General features: G+C 58.8%; 19 protein-coding genes. 8 read left to right on the forward strand and 11 right to left on the reverse strand.

All coding sequences use genetic code 11. The features are described 5' to 3' along the window. The first annotated feature begins 154 nt into the window (after positions 1-154). The 6 genes from gatC (at position 155) to ACVWXD_RS20275 (ending at position 5,379) form a co-directional block, all read left to right on the forward strand. Positions 155-442: an Asp-tRNA(Asn)/Glu-tRNA(Gln) amidotransferase subunit GatC gene (gene gatC, locus ACVWXD_RS20250; protein ID WP_003188556.1), complete on the forward strand. Its 288-nt coding sequence runs from the start codon at positions 155-157 to the stop codon at positions 440-442. 16 nt (positions 443-458) lie between these two features. After that, positions 459-1,910 (forward strand): Asp-tRNA(Asn)/Glu-tRNA(Gln) amidotransferase subunit GatA, encoded by a 1,452-nt coding sequence (gatA, locus tag ACVWXD_RS20255; RefSeq protein ID WP_457371275.1) that lies wholly within the window; start codon positions 459-461, stop codon positions 1,908-1,910. Positions 1,911-1,920: 10 nt separating this feature from the next. Beyond that, positions 1,921-3,366 carry an Asp-tRNA(Asn)/Glu-tRNA(Gln) amidotransferase subunit GatB gene (gene gatB, locus ACVWXD_RS20260; RefSeq protein WP_032886259.1) on the forward strand — a complete coding sequence of 482 codons (1,446 nt, stop codon included), beginning with the start codon at positions 1,921-1,923 and terminating at the stop codon, positions 3,364-3,366. Between the two features lie 159 nt (positions 3,367-3,525). Beyond that, positions 3,526-3,897, forward strand: a complete 372-nt coding sequence (locus ACVWXD_RS20265) for a septal ring lytic transglycosylase RlpA family protein (protein ID WP_032886258.1) — start codon at positions 3,526-3,528, stop codon at positions 3,895-3,897. A gap of 58 nt (positions 3,898-3,955) precedes the next feature. Beyond that, complete coding sequence (locus ACVWXD_RS20270; RefSeq protein WP_122755591.1) at positions 3,956-5,002, forward strand: calcium/sodium antiporter; 1,047 nt, start codon at positions 3,956-3,958, stop codon at positions 5,000-5,002. Next, positions 4,999-5,379: a carboxymuconolactone decarboxylase family protein gene (locus tag ACVWXD_RS20275; protein ID WP_457371276.1), complete on the forward strand. Its 381-nt coding sequence runs from the start codon at positions 4,999-5,001 to the stop codon at positions 5,377-5,379. Before ACVWXD_RS20270 ends, ACVWXD_RS20275 begins: the two co-directional genes overlap by 4 nt. Here the strand turns inward: ACVWXD_RS20275 and ACVWXD_RS20280 are convergent. The 5 genes from ACVWXD_RS20280 to kdgD form a co-directional block, all read right to left on the reverse strand. After that, positions 5,376-6,317, reverse strand: a complete 942-nt coding sequence (locus ACVWXD_RS20280; RefSeq protein WP_122755590.1) for an AEC family transporter — start codon at positions 6,315-6,317, stop codon at positions 5,376-5,378. The genes ACVWXD_RS20275 and ACVWXD_RS20280 overlap by 4 nt on opposite strands. A gap of 191 nt (positions 6,318-6,508) precedes the next feature. Then, positions 6,509-8,062, reverse strand: a complete 1,554-nt coding sequence (garD, locus tag ACVWXD_RS20285; RefSeq protein ID WP_032886254.1) for a galactarate dehydratase — start codon at positions 8,060-8,062, stop codon at positions 6,509-6,511. Positions 8,063-8,073: 11 nt separating this feature from the next. Beyond that, positions 8,074-9,438: an MFS transporter gene (locus ACVWXD_RS20290; RefSeq protein ID WP_032886253.1), complete on the reverse strand. Its 1,365-nt coding sequence runs from the start codon at positions 9,436-9,438 to the stop codon at positions 8,074-8,076. 98 nt (positions 9,439-9,536) lie between these two features. Beyond that, complete coding sequence (locus ACVWXD_RS20295; protein ID WP_032886252.1) at positions 9,537-10,982, reverse strand: aldehyde dehydrogenase family protein; 1,446 nt, start codon at positions 10,980-10,982, stop codon at positions 9,537-9,539. 54 nt (positions 10,983-11,036) lie between these two features. After that, positions 11,037-11,948: a 5-dehydro-4-deoxyglucarate dehydratase gene (gene kdgD / locus ACVWXD_RS20300; RefSeq protein WP_032886251.1), complete on the reverse strand. Its 912-nt coding sequence runs from the start codon at positions 11,946-11,948 to the stop codon at positions 11,037-11,039. A 234-nt stretch (positions 11,949-12,182) separates the two neighbouring features. Here kdgD and ACVWXD_RS20305 point away from each other — a divergent pair, with 234 nt between their 5' ends. Then, positions 12,183-13,337: a phospholipase gene (locus tag ACVWXD_RS20305; protein ID WP_457371277.1), complete on the forward strand. Its 1,155-nt coding sequence runs from the start codon at positions 12,183-12,185 to the stop codon at positions 13,335-13,337. 276 nt (positions 13,338-13,613) lie between these two features. Next, positions 13,614-13,856 (forward strand): hypothetical protein, encoded by a 243-nt coding sequence (locus ACVWXD_RS20310; RefSeq protein ID WP_032886249.1) that lies wholly within the window; start codon positions 13,614-13,616, stop codon positions 13,854-13,856. A gap of 80 nt (positions 13,857-13,936) precedes the next feature. Here the strand turns inward: ACVWXD_RS20310 and ACVWXD_RS20315 are convergent, their stop codons facing one another. The 6 genes from ACVWXD_RS20315 to petA form a co-directional block, all read right to left on the reverse strand. Further along, positions 13,937-14,683, reverse strand: a complete 747-nt coding sequence (locus tag ACVWXD_RS20315) for a FadR/GntR family transcriptional regulator (protein ID WP_457371278.1) — start codon at positions 14,681-14,683, stop codon at positions 13,937-13,939. Positions 14,684-14,840: 157 nt separating this feature from the next. Then, complete coding sequence (locus tag ACVWXD_RS20320; protein WP_181642847.1) at positions 14,841-15,260, reverse strand: ClpXP protease specificity-enhancing factor; 420 nt, start codon at positions 15,258-15,260, stop codon at positions 14,841-14,843. 17 nt (positions 15,261-15,277) lie between these two features. Further along, complete coding sequence (locus ACVWXD_RS20325) at positions 15,278-15,895, reverse strand: glutathione S-transferase N-terminal domain-containing protein (RefSeq protein WP_032886246.1); 618 nt, start codon at positions 15,893-15,895, stop codon at positions 15,278-15,280. 148 nt (positions 15,896-16,043) lie between these two features. After that, positions 16,044-16,823: a cytochrome c1 gene (locus ACVWXD_RS20330; RefSeq protein ID WP_095183832.1), complete on the reverse strand. Its 780-nt coding sequence runs from the start codon at positions 16,821-16,823 to the stop codon at positions 16,044-16,046. Next, complete coding sequence (locus ACVWXD_RS20335; protein WP_032886244.1) at positions 16,823-18,034, reverse strand: cytochrome b; 1,212 nt, start codon at positions 18,032-18,034, stop codon at positions 16,823-16,825. Before ACVWXD_RS20335 ends, ACVWXD_RS20330 begins: the two co-directional genes overlap by 1 nt. After that, entirely contained in the window at positions 18,034-18,627 is a 594-nt protein-coding gene (petA, locus tag ACVWXD_RS20340) for a ubiquinol-cytochrome c reductase iron-sulfur subunit (RefSeq protein WP_032886243.1), read from the reverse strand. The genes ACVWXD_RS20335 and petA overlap by 1 nt, the downstream gene beginning before the upstream one ends. Positions 18,628-18,806 lie beyond the last annotated feature (179 nt).

An 18,806-nucleotide genomic window follows, 5' to 3' on the forward strand; every position in this document is an offset into this window, starting at 1 on the left:
ACAGGGATTTTGGGCAAGGCGCCAATGTGCTAAATTGGCCGACTTTCTGTGCACCAACCCCCACAATCGCGGCCTTATGACCGTAGAAATGCGGTAGTGTTCCGACAATCTAACACACGGACAGCCTCCGTTCTGTTTTCCACAGGAGATTCCCATGGCGCTTGAACGCTCCGACGTGGAAAAAATCGCGCATCTGGCCTCGCTTGGCCTCAATGACGCCGATCTTCCACAGACCACCGCAGCCCTGAACAGCATTCTCGGGCTGGTTGACCAAATGCAGGCCGTAAACACCGACGGCATCGAGCCCCTGGCTCACCCGCTGGAAGCGAGCCAGCGCCTGCGCGCAGACGTCGTGACCGAGCGCAATAATCGCGAGGCCTACCAGTCCATCGCGCCAGCGGTCGAAAACGGCCTGTACCTGGTTCCGAAAGTCATCGACTAAAGGGAAAGAGCCTGCAATGCATCACATGACTCTGGCCGAGATCGCCCGCGGTCTCGCCGACAAAACGTTTTCTTCCGAAGAGCTGACCAAGACCCTGCTGGCGCGTATCGCCGAGCTCGATCCCAAGGTCAACAGCTTCATCAGCATCACCGAAGAGCTGGCCCTGAGCCAGGCCAAGGCCGCCGACGTACGTCGCGCCAACGGTGAAAATGGCGCGCTGCTGGGCGCACCTATCGCCCACAAAGACCTGTTCTGCACCCAGGGTATTCGCACCAGTTGCGGCTCGAGGATGCTCGACAACTTTAAAGCGCCCTACGACGCCACCGTGGTATCCAAGCTGGCCGCTGCTGGGGCCGTGACCCTGGGCAAAACCAACATGGACGAATTCGCCATGGGTTCGGCCAACGAGTCGAGCTACTACGGCGCGGTGAAAAACCCGTGGAACCTGGAACACGTGCCGGGCGGTTCGTCCGGTGGTTCCGCCGCCGCCGTTGCCGCGCGCCTCCTCCCGGCCGCCACGGCCACTGACACCGGCGGCTCCATTCGCCAACCAGCCGCCTTCACCAACCTCACCGGTTTGAAGCCGACTTACGGTCGCGTTTCCCGTTGGGGCATGATCGCCTACGCATCCAGCCTCGATCAGGGCGGCCCTCTGGCCCGCACCGCCGAAGACTGCGCGATTTTGTTACAAGGCATGGCTGGCTTTGATCCGCAGGACTCCACAAGCATCGATGAGCCAGTCCCGGACTACAGCAGCAGCCTGAATACCTCGCTCAAAGGCCTGCGCATCGGCGTGCCGAAGGAATACTTCAGCGCCGGTCTCGACCCGCGTATCGCCGAATTGGTGCACAACAGCGTCAAGACGCTGGAAGGCCTGGGCGCCGTGATCAAGGAAATCAGCCTGCCGAACAACCAGCACGCCATTCCTGCGTACTACGTGATCGCGCCGGCGGAAGCTTCGTCCAACCTGTCGCGTTTCGACGGCGTGCGCTTCGGCTACCGCTGCGAAAACCCGAAGGACCTGACCGACCTGTACAAACGCTCCCGTGGCGAAGGTTTCGGCGCCGAAGTTCAACGCCGCATTATGGTCGGTGCCTACGCCCTGTCGGCCGGCTACTACGACGCGTACTACCTCAAGGCGCAAAAAATCCGTCGCCTGATCAAGAACGACTTCATGGCTGCCTTTGAAGAAGTCGACGTGATCCTCGGCCCAACCACGCCGAACCCGGCCTGGAAGATCGGCGCCAAGACCGGCGACCCGATTGCCGAGTACCTGGAAGACCTCTACACCATCACCGCCAACCTCGCGGGCTTGCCGGGCTTGTCCATGCCCGCCGGCTTCGTCGATGGCCTGCCGGTGGGCGTGCAACTGCTCGCGCCGTACTTCCAAGAAGGCCGCCTGCTCAATGTGGCGCACCAGTACCAGTTGAACACCGACTGGCACACTCGCACCCCTAACGGCTTCTGAGGAGAACACTATGCAATGGGAAGTTGTGATCGGGCTGGAGATTCATACCCAGCTCGCCACCCAATCGAAGATTTTCTCCGGTAGCGCCACCACGTTCGGCTCCGAGCCCAACACCCAGGCGAGCCTGGTAGACCTGGGCATGCCCGGCGTATTGCCGGTGCTGAACCAGGAAGCGGTACGCATGGCGGTGATGTTCGGCCTGGCGATTGACGCCGAGATCGGTCAGCACAACGTGTTCGCGCGCAAAAACTACTTCTACCCGGACCTGCCCAAGGGCTACCAGATCAGCCAGATGGAACTGCCAATTGTCGGCAAGGGCTACCTGGACATCCCGTTGGAAGACGGCACCATCAAGCGTGTCGGCGTGACCCGTGCGCACCTTGAAGAAGACGCTGGCAAGAGCCTGCATGAAGAATTCAACGGCGCCACCGGGATCGACCTGAACCGCGCCGGCACTCCGCTACTGGAGATCGTGTCCGAGCCGGACATGCGCAGCGCCAAGGAAGCCGTGGCCTACGTAAAGACCATCCACGCGCTGGTCCGCTACCTGGGCATCTGCGACGGCAACATGGCAGAAGGCTCACTACGCTGTGACTGCAACGTGTCGGTGCGGCCAAAAGGCCAGGCCGAGTACGGCACCCGCTGCGAGATCAAGAACGTCAACTCGTTCCGCTTCATCGAGAAGGCGATCAACACCGAAGTACGTCGCCAGATCGAACTGATCGAAGACGGCGGCAAGGTGATCCAGCAGACCCGCCTGTACGACCCGAACAAAGACGAAACCCGCGCCATGCGCAGCAAAGAGGAAGCCAACGACTACCGTTACTTCCCCGATCCGGACCTGTTGCCGGTGGTGCTTGAGGATTCGTTCCTCAATGACATCCGCGCAACCCTGCCGGAATTGCCTCCGCAAAAACGCGAGCGCTTCCAGGAGCAGTTCGGCCTGTCGGTCTACGATGCCAGCGTATTGGCGTCCAGCCGCGAGCAAGCCGACTACTTCGAAAAAGTCGTGAGCATTGCCGGTGACGCCAAGCTGGCGGCCAACTGGGTGATGGTTGAGCTGGGCAGCCTGCTGAACAAGCAGGGCCTGGAAATCGACGAAGCCCCGGTGACCGCTGAGCAGTTGGGCGGCATGCTGCTGCGCATCAAGGACAACACCATCTCCGGCAAAATCGCCAAGACCGTGTTTGAAGCCATGGCGAGCGGTGAAGGCAGCGCCGACGAGATCATCGAGAAGCGCGGCCTGAAGCAAGTCACCGACAGCGGCGCAATCTCGGCGGTGCTGGATGAGATGCTGGCGGCCAACGCCGAACAGGTCGAGCAATACCGAGCGGCAGACGAAGCCAAGCGCGGCAAGATGTTCGGCTTCTTTGTCGGCCAGGCCATGAAAGCCTCCAAAGGCAAGGCCAACCCACAACAGGTGAACGAACTGCTGAAAAGCAAGCTCGAAGGCTGAATGCGATGAATGGTCCGGGTGAGAATTCACGCTTAACTCGGACCCGCGGTGGGAGGGGGCTTGCCCCCGATGGCGGAGTGTCAGTCATTACTGTTTTGACTGAATCACCGCTATCGGCGACGAGCCCCCTCCCATATTTGTGATGGGGGCACCTTGATAATGAAGCGTCTATTAGGCCTATGCGCCCTGTTTTCACTACTGGCCGGCTGCGCCAGCGGCCTCATCAACCCCAACGGCTACGACGAAACCGGCACCGCCTCCTATTACGGAGCCCGGCACCATGGCAAGAAAACAGCCAGCGGTGAACCTTTCAACCAGAACGCCCTGACCGCCGCCCACCGGCAATTGCCCTTCGGCACCCAGGTCAAGGTTACTAATCTCGACAACGACAAATCCGTCGTTGTGCGCATCAATGATCGCGGCCCGCATACCCGCGGGCGCTTGATTGATCTTTCACGCAAGGCTGCCGAGCAACTGGGTATGCTGAGCAGCGGCACTGCACGGGTTCGCGTGCAAGCCCTGAGCAACTGAAGACGGAGCCCTGGCCATTTTCGGATTAACCGCCCTCTCGCCCTGGAGCCTGCTCGAACTGATCAGCGGGCTTGTGCTGCTGATCATCGGCGCCGAAATCCTGGTGCGCGCCGCGGTGCGCCTGGCGGCCAGCCTCAAAGTGCGACCGTTAATCATCGGCCTGACGATCGTGGCCTTCGGCAGCAGCGCGCCACAGATGACCGTCAGCCTGCAGGCCACCCTGGCCGGCAATACCGACATCGCCGTGGGCAGCGTAATCGGCAGCAGCATCTTCAACATCCTGGTGACCCTTGGCCTGTCGGCGCTGATCATCCCCTTGCGAGTCTCGCGTCAGTTGGTACGCCTGGATATACCGGTAATGATCCTCGCCGGCCTGCTGGTGTTTACCCTTGCAGCCAATGAAGAACTGACGCCGCTCGATGGTCTTCTGCTGCTGATTGCGTTGATGGCCTACCTTGGCGTGCTGCACTACCAGACCCGCCACTCGCGGCGTCCACGCACGCTGGACACCGTGACCCAGGCGCCCTGGCTGAGCAGTGTATTGCTGATGCTCGGCGGTTTTCTGATCCTGGTGCTAGCCGGCCACCTGCTGCTCGGTGCGGCGGTGGACGTGGCCAGCGACCTGGGTTTGTCGGAACGCATCATCGGCCTGACGCTTATCGGCGTCGGTACCTCGCTGCCGTGCCTCGCGACCTCACTGATTGCCGCCCTGCGCGGCCAGCGAGAAATTGCCGTGGGCAACGTGATCGGCAGCAACCTGTTCAACCTGCTGGGCGTGTTGGGTCTAACCGCGCTGCTGGCGCCATCGCCACTGTCGGTGTCGCCCAACGCCCTGGATTTCGACCTGCCGGTGATGCTCGGCGTGGTGGTGCTGTGCCTGCCGGTGTTTTATACCGGCTACCGCGTCACCCGCGCCGAAGGTCTGGTATTGCTGGGCCTGTACCTGGCGTATGGGCTGCACGTGATGTCGTTTACCACCGGCATGCCCCTGGCCAACAAGCTTGAACAATTGATGCTGTATTACGTCCTGCCAGCGCTGGTGGTGATCCTGCTATTCACCTCGCTGCGCGCCTGGCGCCGCCAACACAAGAGGGAATCGAAATGACCGATCAGAAAAAGCCCGGGGTTGAGATGCGTCGCCAGGTCATGGGCGATGTATTCGTCGACCGCGCCCTGGGCAACACCACCGACTTCACCCAGCCGCTGCAGGATTTCGTCAATGAACATGCGTGGGGCAGTGTGTGGAACCGCGAAGGTTTGCCGCTGAAGACGCGCAGCCTGATCACCCTCGCCGCCCTCACCGCGCTCAAGTGCCCGCAGGAGCTCAAAGGCCACGTGCGTGGCGCGTTGAACAACGGCTGTACTGTGGAGGAAATTCGCGAAGCGCTGCTGCATTGCGCGGTGTATGCCGGTGTACCGGCTGCGATTGATGCGTTCCGCGCGGCCCAGGAAGTGATCGACAGCTACCAGAAGGAAGGCTAGATCCAGCCACCCGCCTGCAATACGAAAATCCCAATATTCGTGGTCACTGCCGCCATCAGCGTAGTGATCACGATAATCGCCGCCGCCAGCTCATGATTCCCCTCGGCCGCCCTGGCCATCACGAAACTTGCAGCGGCCGTCGGCGCGCCGAAGTACAGGAACAGAATCCCCAACTCCGGACCGCGAAAGCCCAGCAGCCACGCGCCCAAGGTCGCGACAACCGGCAGCCAGACCATCTTCATCAAGCTCGCGCTCAGCGCCATATTGCCGCTCTTGCGCAACGCCGCCAGTGACAAAGTGCCGCCAATGCAAATCAAGGCCAGCGGCAAGGTGGTATCCGCCAGGTACTGCATGGATTTTTCCAACCAGCCCGGCAGGCCAATCTGAAAATACGCGAACGGCGCCGCCACGATGACGCTGATGATCAGCGGGTTGGCCACCACACTTTTACAGATACTCCACGGGTCGGACTTGATCACCGGGCTGTACACCGCCAGCACGATGGTCGACAGGGTGTTGTAGAACAGGATGACCAGCGCCGCGAGAATCGCGCCGAGGGAAATGCCGTAGTCGCCGTACATGCTGGCGGCCAGGGCCAGGCCGATCACCCCGTTATTGCCGCGAAACGCGCCCTGAGTGTAGATGCCCCGGTCTTCACGCTTGCAGCGAAAAATCGCCCAACCCCAAGCCAGGGCAAAGCTCGCCAGCGTGGCGACGGCAAAATAGATCAGCAAACCCGGTTTGAGCGCCGAGTGCAGGTCGGCATGCAGGATGCCCAGGAACAGCAACGCCGGCATGGTGACGTTGAACACCAGGGACGAAGCCGTGTGGATAAAGTTGTCGTTGATCCAGTTGATGCGCTTGAGCAGCACACCCAGGAACAGCATGGCAAATACCGGCGCGGTGATGGTGAGGGTGGTGAGGAAGATAGCCAGCATGCCGGGGAGAACCTTGGTGAGCGTCGTTAGGTGGCTAATGATAAGCCATACAGCCCAACGGCGCCCGGTAGACCGCTATCGGGGGCAAGTTGAATCGTCGCACCGACCCTCCCACACTCGACCGCATTCCTACAAGATAAACGCGGTCAAACTGTGGGAGGGGCCTTGCCCCCGATGCAGGCGACTCGGTCTCAGGTAATCGGCGCCGGGTTAAACAACGTGATGTCGTTATGCAGCTTGTGATGCTCCGCCCAGGTCTTTTTCTTACCGCTGGCCACATCCAGATAGAAGTGGAACAACTCCCAACCCAGCTCCTCGATACTCGCACGCCCGGTAGCGATGCGCCCGGCGTCGATATCGATGAGGTCCGGCCAGCGCTGCGCCAGCTCCGTACGGGTCGACACCTTCACCACCGGCGCCATTGCCAGCCCGTACGGCGTGCCACGCCCGGTGGTAAACACATGCAGGTTCATCCCCGCCGCCAATTGCAGCGTACCGCAGACAAAGTCGCTGGCCGGCGTCGCACAAAAAATCAGGCCCTTGCTCTTGAAGCGCTCACCCGGACCCAGCACGCCGTTGATCGCGCTGCTGCCGGACTTGACGATGGAACCCAAGGACTTCTCGACAATATTCGACAGCCCACCCTTCTTGTTGCCCGGCGTGGTATTGGCGCTGCGATCTGCTTCGCCTTTGGCCAGGTAACGGTCGTACCAGTCCATTTCCCTGACCAACTCCTCGGCAACTTCCTTTGTTTGCGCACGAGAAGTCAGCAGGTAGATGGCATCGCGGACTTCGGTCACTTCGGAAAACATAACCGTCGCCCCAGCCCGCAACAACAAGTCAGAGGCGTAACCCAGCGCGGGGTTGGCGGTGATGCCGGAAAACGCATCACTGCCGCCGCACTGCATACCCAGGATCAGTTCGGATGCCGGCACGGTTTCCCGGCGGCGCTGGTCGAGCTTCTTCAGGCGGACTTCGGCCAAGTCCATGATCTGCTCGATCATCTCGGTAAAGCCGTGGCTGGAATCCTGCAACCGATACAGCCACGGCTCGCTCAGGTCGACCGAGCTGTCGTTGTCGTGCATCACCTGCCCGGCCTGCAATTTCTCGCAACCCAGACTGATCACCAGGGCTTCGCCGCCCAGGTTCGGGTTGCGCGCCAGGTTGCGTACGGTACGGATCGGGATGTACGCATCTGTCGCAGTGATCGCCACCCCGCAGCCGTAGCTGTGGGTCAGCGCCACTACGTCATCGACGTGTGGGTACTTGGGCAGCAATTCATCCTTGATGCGCTTGACCGCATGGTCCAGCACCCCGGTCACACACTGCACCGTGGTGGTGATGCCAAGGATGTTACGCGTGCCCACAGTACCGTCGGCGTTGCGATAGCCCTCGAAGGTAAACCCCTCCAGCGGCGCCTGGGTTTCGGGCACCTCGGTGGACAGCGGCAAGCTGTCCAGCGGTGGCGCGGTCGGCATGCGCAATTGATCTTCCTGGACCCAACTGCCGCGCGGAATCGGCGCCAGGGCGTAACCGATGGTCTGGCCGTAGCGAATAATCTGACCGCCTTCGGGGATGTCTTCCAGGGTCACTTTATGGCTCTGGGGGATGAAATCCACGGTCACCAGGCCGTCCGGAAACTCGGTACCGGCCGGTACGCCCTGGTCATTGACCACGATCACTACGTTGTCGCGCTCGTGCAAACGAATGGAACGCGGCGAGTCGGCATGTTCAATCAACTGCATCACGGGGCCCCTCAGGAATGCGCTTCGGTTAGGTTGGTCAACTCTGGCCCCTTGGTTGGCGGCTCTTTGAGTACTACACGTTTGATCGGACCGACGATGACCAGATAGCTGAACACCGCCACCAGTGCATTGGCGCCGACAAACACCAGGGCCCATTTAAAGGAACCGGTGGTGCTGATGATGTAGCCGATCACGATAGGCGTGGTGATAGAAGCCAGATTACCGAAGGTGTTGAACAAGCCACCACTGAGGCCGGCGATTTGTTTCGGCGAAGTGTCGGACACCACCGCCCAACCCAGTGCGCCAACGCCTTTGCCAAAGAAGGCCAACGCCATGAAGCCCACCACCATCCATTCAACGTCAACGTAGTTACACGCGATGATGCTACTGGAGACCAGCAAGCCCGCAATGATCGGCGCCTTGCGGGCGAACGTCAGCGAATGGCCTTTGCGCAGCAGGTAGTCGGAAATGACCCCACCCAGCACGCCACCGATAAACCCGCAGATCGCCGGTAACGAGGCGATGAAACCGGCCTTGAGGATGGTCATGCCACGGTCCTGCACCAGGTACACCGGGAACCAGGTCAGGAAGAAGTAAGTGATGCCATTGATGCAGTACTGGCCCAGGTACACGCCTAACATCATGCGGTTGGTCAGCAACTGGCGGATGTAATCCCACTTCGGCCCGTCGGTTTTCTTACCCTTGCCTTTGTCCTGATCCATATCGACCATCGCGCCATTGGCAGCGATGTGGTTGAGCTCAGCTTCGTTGATCATCGGGTGCTGGCGCGGGCTGTGGATCACTTTCAGCCAGATCAGCGAGAACACGATGCCGATCACGCCCATCACGATAAACACGTGCTGCCAGCCAAAGCGGTAGACGATCCAGCCCATCAGCGGCGCGAACAACACCGTGGCGAAGTACTGCGCCGAGTTGAAGATCGCCGAGGCCGTACCGCGCTCGGCGGTGGGGAACCAGGCCGCCACAATCCGAGCGTTACCCGGGAAGGAAGGCGCTTCGGCCAGGCCCACCATAAAGCGCAGCATGAACAGCGCAACAACCGCGGTGGATACACCGAACTCACCGACATAACCTTGCAGCACGGTGAACAGTGACCAGGTGAAGATGCTCAGGGCGTAGACTTTTTTCGAGCCGAATCGGTCCAGCAGCCAGCCACCGGGAATTTGCCCGGCCACGTAGGCCCAACCGAATGCAGAGAAGATATAACCGAGGGTGACCGCGTCGATGCCGAGGTCTTTCTGCAGGCTGGAGCCTGCGATGGCGATGGTGGCCCGGTCGGCGTAGTTGATCGTGGTCACCAGGAACAGCATGAGCAGGATCAAATAGCGGACGTGAGTCGGCTTGGTCGCTTGCATGTAGAAGTACTCCCACTAATTATTTTTTTTGCGGGTAATAGTTTTGTGTTTTTAGCGTGGGAGCCGGCAGGCGTCCGGCCCCCACTGGGTGCAGCGTCTTACGAGCCGATGTAGCTGGTTTTCACCACTGTGTAGAACTCTTGTGCATAGCGACCTTGCTCCCGCGAGCCATAGGACGAGCCTTTACGGCCACCGAACGGAACGTGGTAATCCACGCCTGCCGTGGGCAGGTTGACCATCACCATCCCAGCCTGGGAGTGGCGCTTGAAGTGGTTGGCGTATTTCAACGATGTGGTCGCAATGCCCGCCGACAAACCGAATTCGGTGTCGTTGGCCATGGCCAGTGCAGCCTCGTAGTCCGCAACGCGCACAACGTTTGCCACTGGACCGAAAATTTCTTCACGGCTGATGCGCATGGCGGCTTCGCTGTCGGCAAACAGCGTCGGTGCCAAGTAGTAACCCTCAGTGTCACACGTCACCAGGCCGCCACCGCTGACCAGCCGCGCGCCTTCGCTTTGGCCAATGTCGATGTATTTCAAGTCCTGATCCAACTGAGCTTGGGAAACCACCGGACCGATGTCGGTACCGCTTTTCAACGCGTGGCCAACCTTGATCGACTTCATGCGCTCGGCCATGGCCGCGACGAACTGGTCGTGAATACCAGCGGTGACGATCAAACGGCTGGACGCGGTGCAACGCTGGCCAGTGGAGTAGAACGCGCTCTGTACCGACAGCTCGACAGCTTGCTTGAGGTCGGCGTCGTCGAGAATGATCTGCGGATTCTTGCCGCCCATTTCCAACTGCACTTTGGCCTGGCGCGACACGCAGCTGACGGCGATCTGACGGCCCACACCGACGGAGCCGGTGAAGCTGATGCCGTCGACTTTCGGACTGTTGACCAGCACGTCGCCTACCACGCGGCCGCTGCCCATCACCAGATTGAACACACCGGCAGGGAAACCGGCGCGGGAGATAATTTCTGCGAGGGCCCAGGCGCAGCCCGGTACCAGTTCGGCCGGCTTGATGACTACGCAGTTGCCGTAAGCAAGCGCCGGGGCGATCTTCCATGCAGGAATGGCGATCGGGAAGTTCCACGGCGTGATCAGGCCGACCACACCGAGCGCTTCACGGGTGACTTCAACGTTGACACCCGGGCGTACCGACGGCACGTAGTCGCCGGACAAACGCAGGCACTCACCGGCGAAGAACTTGAAAATGTTACCGGCGCGGGTCACTTCGCCGATGGCTTCAGGCAAGGTCTTGCCCTCTTCCCGGGCCAGCAGGGTGCCGAGCTCTTCACGGCGCGCGAGGATTTCGCTGCCAACTTTATCCAACGCATCATGACGCGCCTGGATACCGGACGTGGACCACGCCGGAAATGCTGCGCGGGCGGCGTCGATGGCAGCGTTGACTTGAGTGACGTCAGCCTTGGCGTATTCACCAATGACATCAGACAACTCCGAGGGATTGAGGTTGGTGCAGTAGTCGGCGCCGGTTACCCATTGGCCGTTGATGTAGTTTTCGTAACGTTGGACTTGGGACACGAATCTTCTCCTGACGCAAAAGGCCGCTGATTACTCAGCGGCCTTGTGAATGGGTTATTGCGGACCTTGCTTGTCGATCAGCGCGGCCAAGGCTTCGTATTCTTCCGGCAGCAGGTCGGTCAGCGGCGTACGCACTGGGCCTGCGTCATAGCCAGCGATTTTTGCGCCTGCCTTGACGATACTCACGGCATAGCCGGACTTGCGGTTACGGATGTCCAGGTAAGGCAGGAAGAAGTCGTCGATGATCTTGGCGACGGTGGCGTGATCATCCTTGGCAATAGCGTGATAGAAGTCCATCGCGGTTTTCGGGATGAAGTTGAACACCGCCGAGGAGTACACCGGCACGCCCAGAGCCTTGTAGGCAGCGGCGTAAACCTCTGCAGTCGGCAGGCCGCCGAGGTAGCTGAAACGATCGCCCAAACGGCGGCGGATCGACACCATCAACTCGATATCGCCCAGGCCATCCTTGTAGCCGATCAGGTTCGGGCAGCGCTCGGCCAAACGCTCCAGCAACGGAGCGGTCAGGCGGCACACGTTACGGTTGTAGACCACCACACCGATTTTCACCGATTTGCACACTGCTTCAACGTGGGCTGCAACGCCGTCCTGACTGGCTTCGGTGAGGTAGTGGGGCAGCAACAACAGACCTTTGGCGCCCAGGCGTTCAGCCTCTTGGGCATATTCGATGGCTTGGCGTGTCGAACCGCCAACACCGGCGAGGATCGGCACGCTGGTGGCGCAAGTATCAACAGCGGTCTTTACCACTTGGGAATATTCGCTGGCCGCCAGGGAGAAAAACTCACCCGTGCCGCCTGCGGCGAACAATGCGGTGGCGCCGTAAGGGGCCAGCCATTCAAGACGCTTGATATAGCCCGCTTGGTGGAAGTCACCCTGGGCGTTGAAATCGGTCACCGGGAAAGACAGCAGACCGTGGGAGAGGATGGACTTCAGCTCTTGTGGATTCATTATTCGAACACCCTGGGTAAAGACTTTCTGTCGAAAGATTGTTGTTGGTTTTGGTGATGTCGTACGTCATCGTACAACTATAAAAAGATTCGTCAACTGCAATTCATCGGCCTTCGGTTTAAACGGTGTTGATAGAAGCGTTCTTGACGTAGGAAATTTATCCTCTATGCTCGTCAGTACTGTATATACATACAGCCATTACGGAAGATTCCTACGACATAGCAAGGAGCTAACATGTCAGATCTTGATCTCGTAGCACCCGAAAAAACTCAACCGATCCTGCGATTCGAAGGTGGCGAACACACCGCCATCGGCGACGACACACTGTTGCGCTTCAACACGAACGCCCCGGCGATTCCCGCCCGGCAAGTCGAACTGCACCTACCCAATGGGCTGGCACTGACTTACGGCCAAGTGATTGCCCTGGGCGGTGACTTCTATGGCATTCCTGGCAAGCCGATCAGCGATGGCGCCTCCCCTGCCGAGCGCGTGCAACGCTTCACCGCCGCCTTTAACTCGCTGGCAGTGTTGCCGGCCTCACGGGATGAAGCAGGAAAGATTCTCGCGGTGATGCAAAAGGAAATCAGCGCGGTCAATCAAGCCATTAAAGATGGCAAACAACCCCATGAAGCCTATGACGCGCTGGGTGATACGTTGTCCGAGGAATGGAACCGAATCACCGGGGGCGGCAGTACGGTATCGGCGCTGGTTCCGCTGGGCCGTTACCTGAAACTGGCGGCGGACAACGCCGATCACTTCGGCGAATGGGCGCTATCGGCCTACCTGGCGGGGCATACGGCAGCGTTGCAACAGGCCGTGATAGCGCATCAAACCGGTACCGATCAGGCACTGGAACTGGCGTATGCCATGAACAGTTTTGCTGATCACTTCTTGACCGATCTGTTTTCCGCGGGCCACTTGCGGGTGCCACGCAAGCAACTGGCGGCGGTGGTCACGCCGGAAGAGTTGGGCTCGCTGATCAGTCGCTTCATGCACGATGAAGACAGCAAATTCGGGCTGAAGGTGCGCAATGCCATAGGTGATGAGTGGCACGCCTATGGAGATAAGCGCTATTTCGATACCGTTGACGCAAACAATCGAGCACAGGTCAAACGCGCCGTTCAGGCATCCGCAGACGAGATCTTTGAGACCTTCATCAGTGGTATCGCGCCCTCCCCGGCCAACTTCAAGGCTCCACTGTATGTGCCGGATTTGAACGCAGCACAGAACCCGGCAAATAACTTTTCGCCATTGTTCAAGATGGAGGGTGACAAAGTGCTGCGCCGCAAGGACGTGAATGACCTGAACGACAAGCATTGGACCAATGATTGGTGGGGGTGGAGTACGTATTTGTTGCTTAAGGACTACAAGCCGAGTCCTCAGACCTAGACAGTACCGCTTGTCGATACTGTGCTTTCTAACAGTTATGCACAGTTCATACACGAGGGATAACAAACCTCAGGGGCTAAGGCATTAGCTCCTGAGGCGATTCGCTGTAGCTCTCCTGATACCTGAAGTCGCCGCATCAGGACGTCGCCATGCCCCATTCCGAATATGCCGACAACGGAACTGACACCACGAACATCAAGAGGTCGTAACGTGGCGCAGGTTCCAGTCCGTGCTTGATTCTGCTTCTAGAACTCATACTGAGAAGAGAGGTGCTTCATGAAAACCACTGATGAAATTTTCGGCCTACTGGCATCCGGTTTCGAAGCCAGTCGGGATGAAAAAGATCAAGACTTTGATCCCGATAGGCCTTTGGCTGAGCTGATCGCTGACAAGAAAGAAAGGCTTCGGGTGATCAACTCGTCAATGACGGAGCTTCATTTACAACTGCCCGACGACGTGGCCGAGAAACCAACACTGGACGAATTGGCTGCCTATATCCAATCCAGGCAACAGTCATAGAAAAACGCTGAATGGCACATCGCCACGCTAGACACCCTGATCACCAAGCCGCCCAGTGATACCAACCAGCGGCGGCTTGATCAGCCTGCCCTTTCAGCCTCTTCATGGGCATGGCGCAGCCGTTCACGGCTGTTAGTCAGGTGCAAACGCATCGCCGCCCGCGCCGCATCTGAGTCCTGGCGGGCAATCGCCTCGTAAATCTCTTCGTGCTCACGGCTCAGGCGCCCCATGTAATGCTGTTGATCATCATGGGCCAGGCGCGCCGAATTCAAGCGGGTACGTGGAATGATGCTGGTGCCCAGGTGCGTCATGATGTCGGTGAAGTAACGGTTGCCGGTGGAGAGTGCGATTTCCAGGTGAAATGCGAAGTCTGAGGCGACGGCATCGCCGGCGTGCGCGGCGCTTTCATTCAACGCATCGAGTGCTGCACGCATCGCAGCCAACTGCTCTTCGCTACGACGCAGGGCCGCCAGGCCGGCAGACTCGACTTCCAGGCTGATACGCAACTCCAGAATCGCCAACACATCGCGCAGGGTCACGACCGTGGCGGGATCAATCCGGAAACCGCTGGGGCTCGGCGTGTCCAGCACGAAAGTGCCGATACCATGACGGGTTTCCACCTGCCCCGCCGCCTGCAAACGTGAGATGGCTTCGCGCACTACGGTGCGACTGACGCCATGGGCTTCCATGATCGCGGACTCCGTGGGCAGCTTGTCGCCCCGTTTGAGTTCGCCGTCACGGATCTGCTCAGACAGCACCGTGACCAATTCCTGGGCAAGGCTGCGGCGCTTGCGGGGAAGACGAAGGGCGGTGCTGGCGTTTTCCATGTGGAATCATCTATCTCGGTTGAGTAAAGAGGCATCATAGCCCATGGCGGTTGTACGATCACCGTTCAGTCGCGACTTTCACTTATATCCTTCACGCAAAAAAATGCCCCGACACAAATCGAGGCATTTTTCAGGCACACCCGAAGGCAAACGCCGATTACTTCACCACTTTCAGGCTAGGCCGGCCGCTAGGACGCGGTGGCTCGGCATCTGGTGGTGGCAGATCATCACCTTCTTCGCTTTCGATCGATTCGTCGCCCTCGAAAGGTGACTCCAGATCAAACACCATGCCCTGACCATTTTCCCGAGCATAAATCCCAAGAATGGCGCCAATCGGCACGTAGAGCGTGTGCGGTACACCGCCAAAACGCCCTTCGAAACTGACCGCCTCATTGTCCATGTGCAGGTGGCGCACGGCACTCGGCGATACATTGAGCACAATCTGCCCGTCACTGGCAAAACCCTGCGGTACCTGAACCGCAGGAAATTCGGAATTGACCAGCATGTGCGGGGTGCAATCGTTATCCACAATCCACTCGTAGAGCGCGCGGACCAGGTAAGGTCGACTGGAGTTCATCAACGGCTCCTTAAGCCTTAGCGCATATCGCGTTCGACACCAGACAGACTTGCCTGGAAAGCCTCACGCGCAAACTGGCGCTCCATGTAATCAAGCAGCGGCTTGGCCGGCCGCGGCAGTTCAATACCGAGAATCGGCAAACGCCAGAGTATCGGTAATAGGCAGCAATCCACCAAACTTTGTTCCTCGCTGAGGAAAAAAGGTTTATCGGCGAACAACGGCGAAACGCCGGTCAGGCTCTCGCGCAATTCCTTACGCGCCACGACACGGGCCGCCTCTTTGCTGCGCGAATCCAGAATCACATCCACCAGCCCACACCAGTCGCGCTGGATCCGATGGATCAGCAGGCGACTGTTGGCACGCGCCACCGGATATACCGGCAGCAAAGGCGGATGAGGGTAACGCTCATCCAGGTATTCCATCACCACGGTCGACTCCCACAACGCCAGGTCACGATCGACCAGGGTGGGCAAGCTGCCGTAAGGGTTCACTTCGATCAGTTTTGGCGGATGACGGCCCGCCTCCACACTGATGATCTCGGCGCTGACACCCTTCTCTGCGAGCACGATACGTACTCGGTGGGAATAGTGGTCGGCGGGGTCGGAGTAACAGGCCAACCGATTGGTCACGCCCATGGCGGTCCTCCTCGCTTGTTGAAATTATCGGAAGCTCAAAAACGAGCGCGCCCAGAGAGCATCTCTGTAACGGCGGGTTAACCCGTTCGCTACGTATTCAGAGATGCCGCTGGGCGCGCAAGATTAACAGCAATTGCTTACGGTTGGATCAATGCACATCCTTCCAGTATTCGCGTTTGAGCAGATAGGCGAATACGAAGAAGAAAGCCAGGTACAGCAAGACGTAAGTACCGATGCGCTGGTGCTGCAGTTTGACCGGGTTGGCCGAGTAGGCCAGGAAGGTCACGAGGTTCTTGACCTTCTCGTCGAACTGCTCGTCAGTCAGCGAACCGGGGGTTTCGATCTTCAGTTGATCGCACGCTTCATGAGTCAAAGGCGTACCGGTCAACGGATCATATTGCTTCTTACCGTCTTCAACGACCTGGATCTGCTTGCATCCTACCACTTGCTTGCCCTGAAGGCCGACCAGAACGTTAGGCATGCCGACGTTCGGGAATACTCGGTTGTTCACGCGATAAGGCCGGGCCGGATCTTCGTAGAACGACTTCAGGTAGCCGTACAGCCAGTCGGTGCCGCGCACACGGGCTACCAGGGTCAGATCAGGCGGTGCGGCGCCGAACCAGGCCTTGGCGTCCGCCGGTTGCATACCGATATTCATGTGGTCGCCAATCTTGGCACCGGTGAACACCAGCTTATCCAACATCAGTTCGTGGGGAATGCCCAAATCATCGGCAACCCGCTCGTACCGCTGGAACTTGGCACTGTGACAGCCCATGCAATAGTTGGCGAACGTACGCGCGCCGTCTTGCATGGCAGCCTTGTCAGACACGTCGATATCGACTTTTTCCAGCTCCGGACCACCGTGCTCGGCAGCGAAGGACAGTAGCGGCAGCGCCGCAAGCATCAATGCAACGAATAATTTTTTCATCAGCCAGTCACCCTTTCCGGAACCGGTTTGGTCTTCTCAAGCCGGGTATAGAACGGCATCAGAATGAAGTAGGCGAAGTACAGGAAGGTGCAGACCTGCGACAGCAACGTACGTTCAGGAGTTGGCGCCAATACGCCCAACACACCCAGGATCACGAACGAAATGCAGAACACCCACAACCAGATCTTGCTCAGCCAGCCTTTGTAGCGCATGGATTTGACCGGACTTCGATCGAGCCAAGGCAACACGAACAGCACGGCAATGGCTGCACCCATGGCGATCACGCCCATGAGCTTGTCGGGGATGGCCCGCAAGATTGCGTAGAACGGCGTGAAATACCAAACCGGGGCAATGTGCTCAGGTGTCTTGAAGGCGTTGGCCTGTTCGAAGTTCGGCTTCTCCAGGAAATAACCGCCCATCTCCGGGAAAAAGAACACGATCGAGCAGAACACGAACAAGAACACGACCACGCCGACGATGTCTTTCACGGTGTAGTACGGGTGGAATGGGATTCCATCCAGCGGGATGCCGTTCTCATCCTTGTGCTTCTTGATGTCCACGCCGTCCGGGTTGTTAGAGCCAACTTCGTGCAACGCCAAGATGTGCAGAACCACCAAGCCTAGGATCACGATAGGCAAGGCCACCACGTGCAAGGCAAAGAAGCGGTTCAGGGTGATACCGGAGATCAGGTAGTCACCACGAATCCACTGGGTCAGATCGTTGCCGATAACCGGGATCGCGCCGAACAGCGAGATGATCACCTGGGCGCCCCAGTAAGACATCTGCCCCCAAGGTAACAGGTAACCCATGAAGGCTTCGGCCATCAGCGCCAGGTAGATCAGCATGCCGAAGACCCACACTAACTCGCGGGGTTTCTGGTACGAACCGTAGAGCAGGCCGCGGAACATATGCAGATATACGACGATGAAGAACATCGACGCACCCACGGCATGTAGCAATCGAAGGATCGCGCCATGATTGACGTCACGCATGATGCCTTCAACGGAAGCAAACGCCTCCTCCGCTGACGGGGTGTAACTCATCGTCAGCCATACACCGGTCACGATCTGGTTGACCAGCACCAGAAGGGCCAGGGAGCCGAAGAAGTAGAAGAAGTTGAAGTTTTTTGGCGCGTAGTACTTGCTGAGATGGTCTTCCCACATCTTAGTGGCGGGGAAGCGCGCATCTACCCAATCCATGAACTTGCTCATCACGCGTTCTCCTTATCGAGGCCAATGACAATAAGGTCGTCAGTTTCGTAGGTATGCGGAGGCACGGGCAGGTTCAAAGGAGCAGGCTGGGACTTGTAGACACGACCGGCGAGGTCGTAGTGAGAACCGTGGCACGGGCAGAAATAGCCGCCGACCCAGTCCTTCCCCAGATCTGCCGGCGCTACTTCCGGGCGGAAGGTGGGCGAGCACCCCAGATGGGTACATAGACCAACCAGTAGCAGAATCTCTGGTTTGATCGAGCGCACTTCGTTTTTGGCGTAGGCGGGTTGGTCGGAATTCTCAGATTTTGGGTCAGACAACTGGCCTTCGATCTTTTTCAGATTCCCCAGGATTTCCTCAGTACGACGAACGATGAAGACTGGCTGGCCGCGCCACTCAGCAATCATCTGCTGGCCTGGCTCGATCTTGCTGACATTCACCTTCACCGGTGCACCTGCGGCTTTCGCCTTGGCACTGGGAAACCATGACCCCACGAACGGGACCGCAGCCCCCACCGCTCCTGCAGCACCCACCACGGATGTGGCTGCTACTAAGAAGCGACGCCGGCCTGCATTCACGCCGTCATTGCTCATTCAGTCCTCTCCCATCAGCTTTTTGGCCTGTTAAATCAGGCGTCTACTAAGTATTGAATCTTTACTTATAAAAATTTTGTCGGATGGTAATGAAAAGCCCCACGTATGACAAGGGAATTGCCCGAGGCTCTGCCTCCAGGCCTTGTAGTATAGGGGGTCTACGGATGTGGCAAGTTGTC

Source organism: Pseudomonas sp. TE3911 (assembly GCF_054062775.1).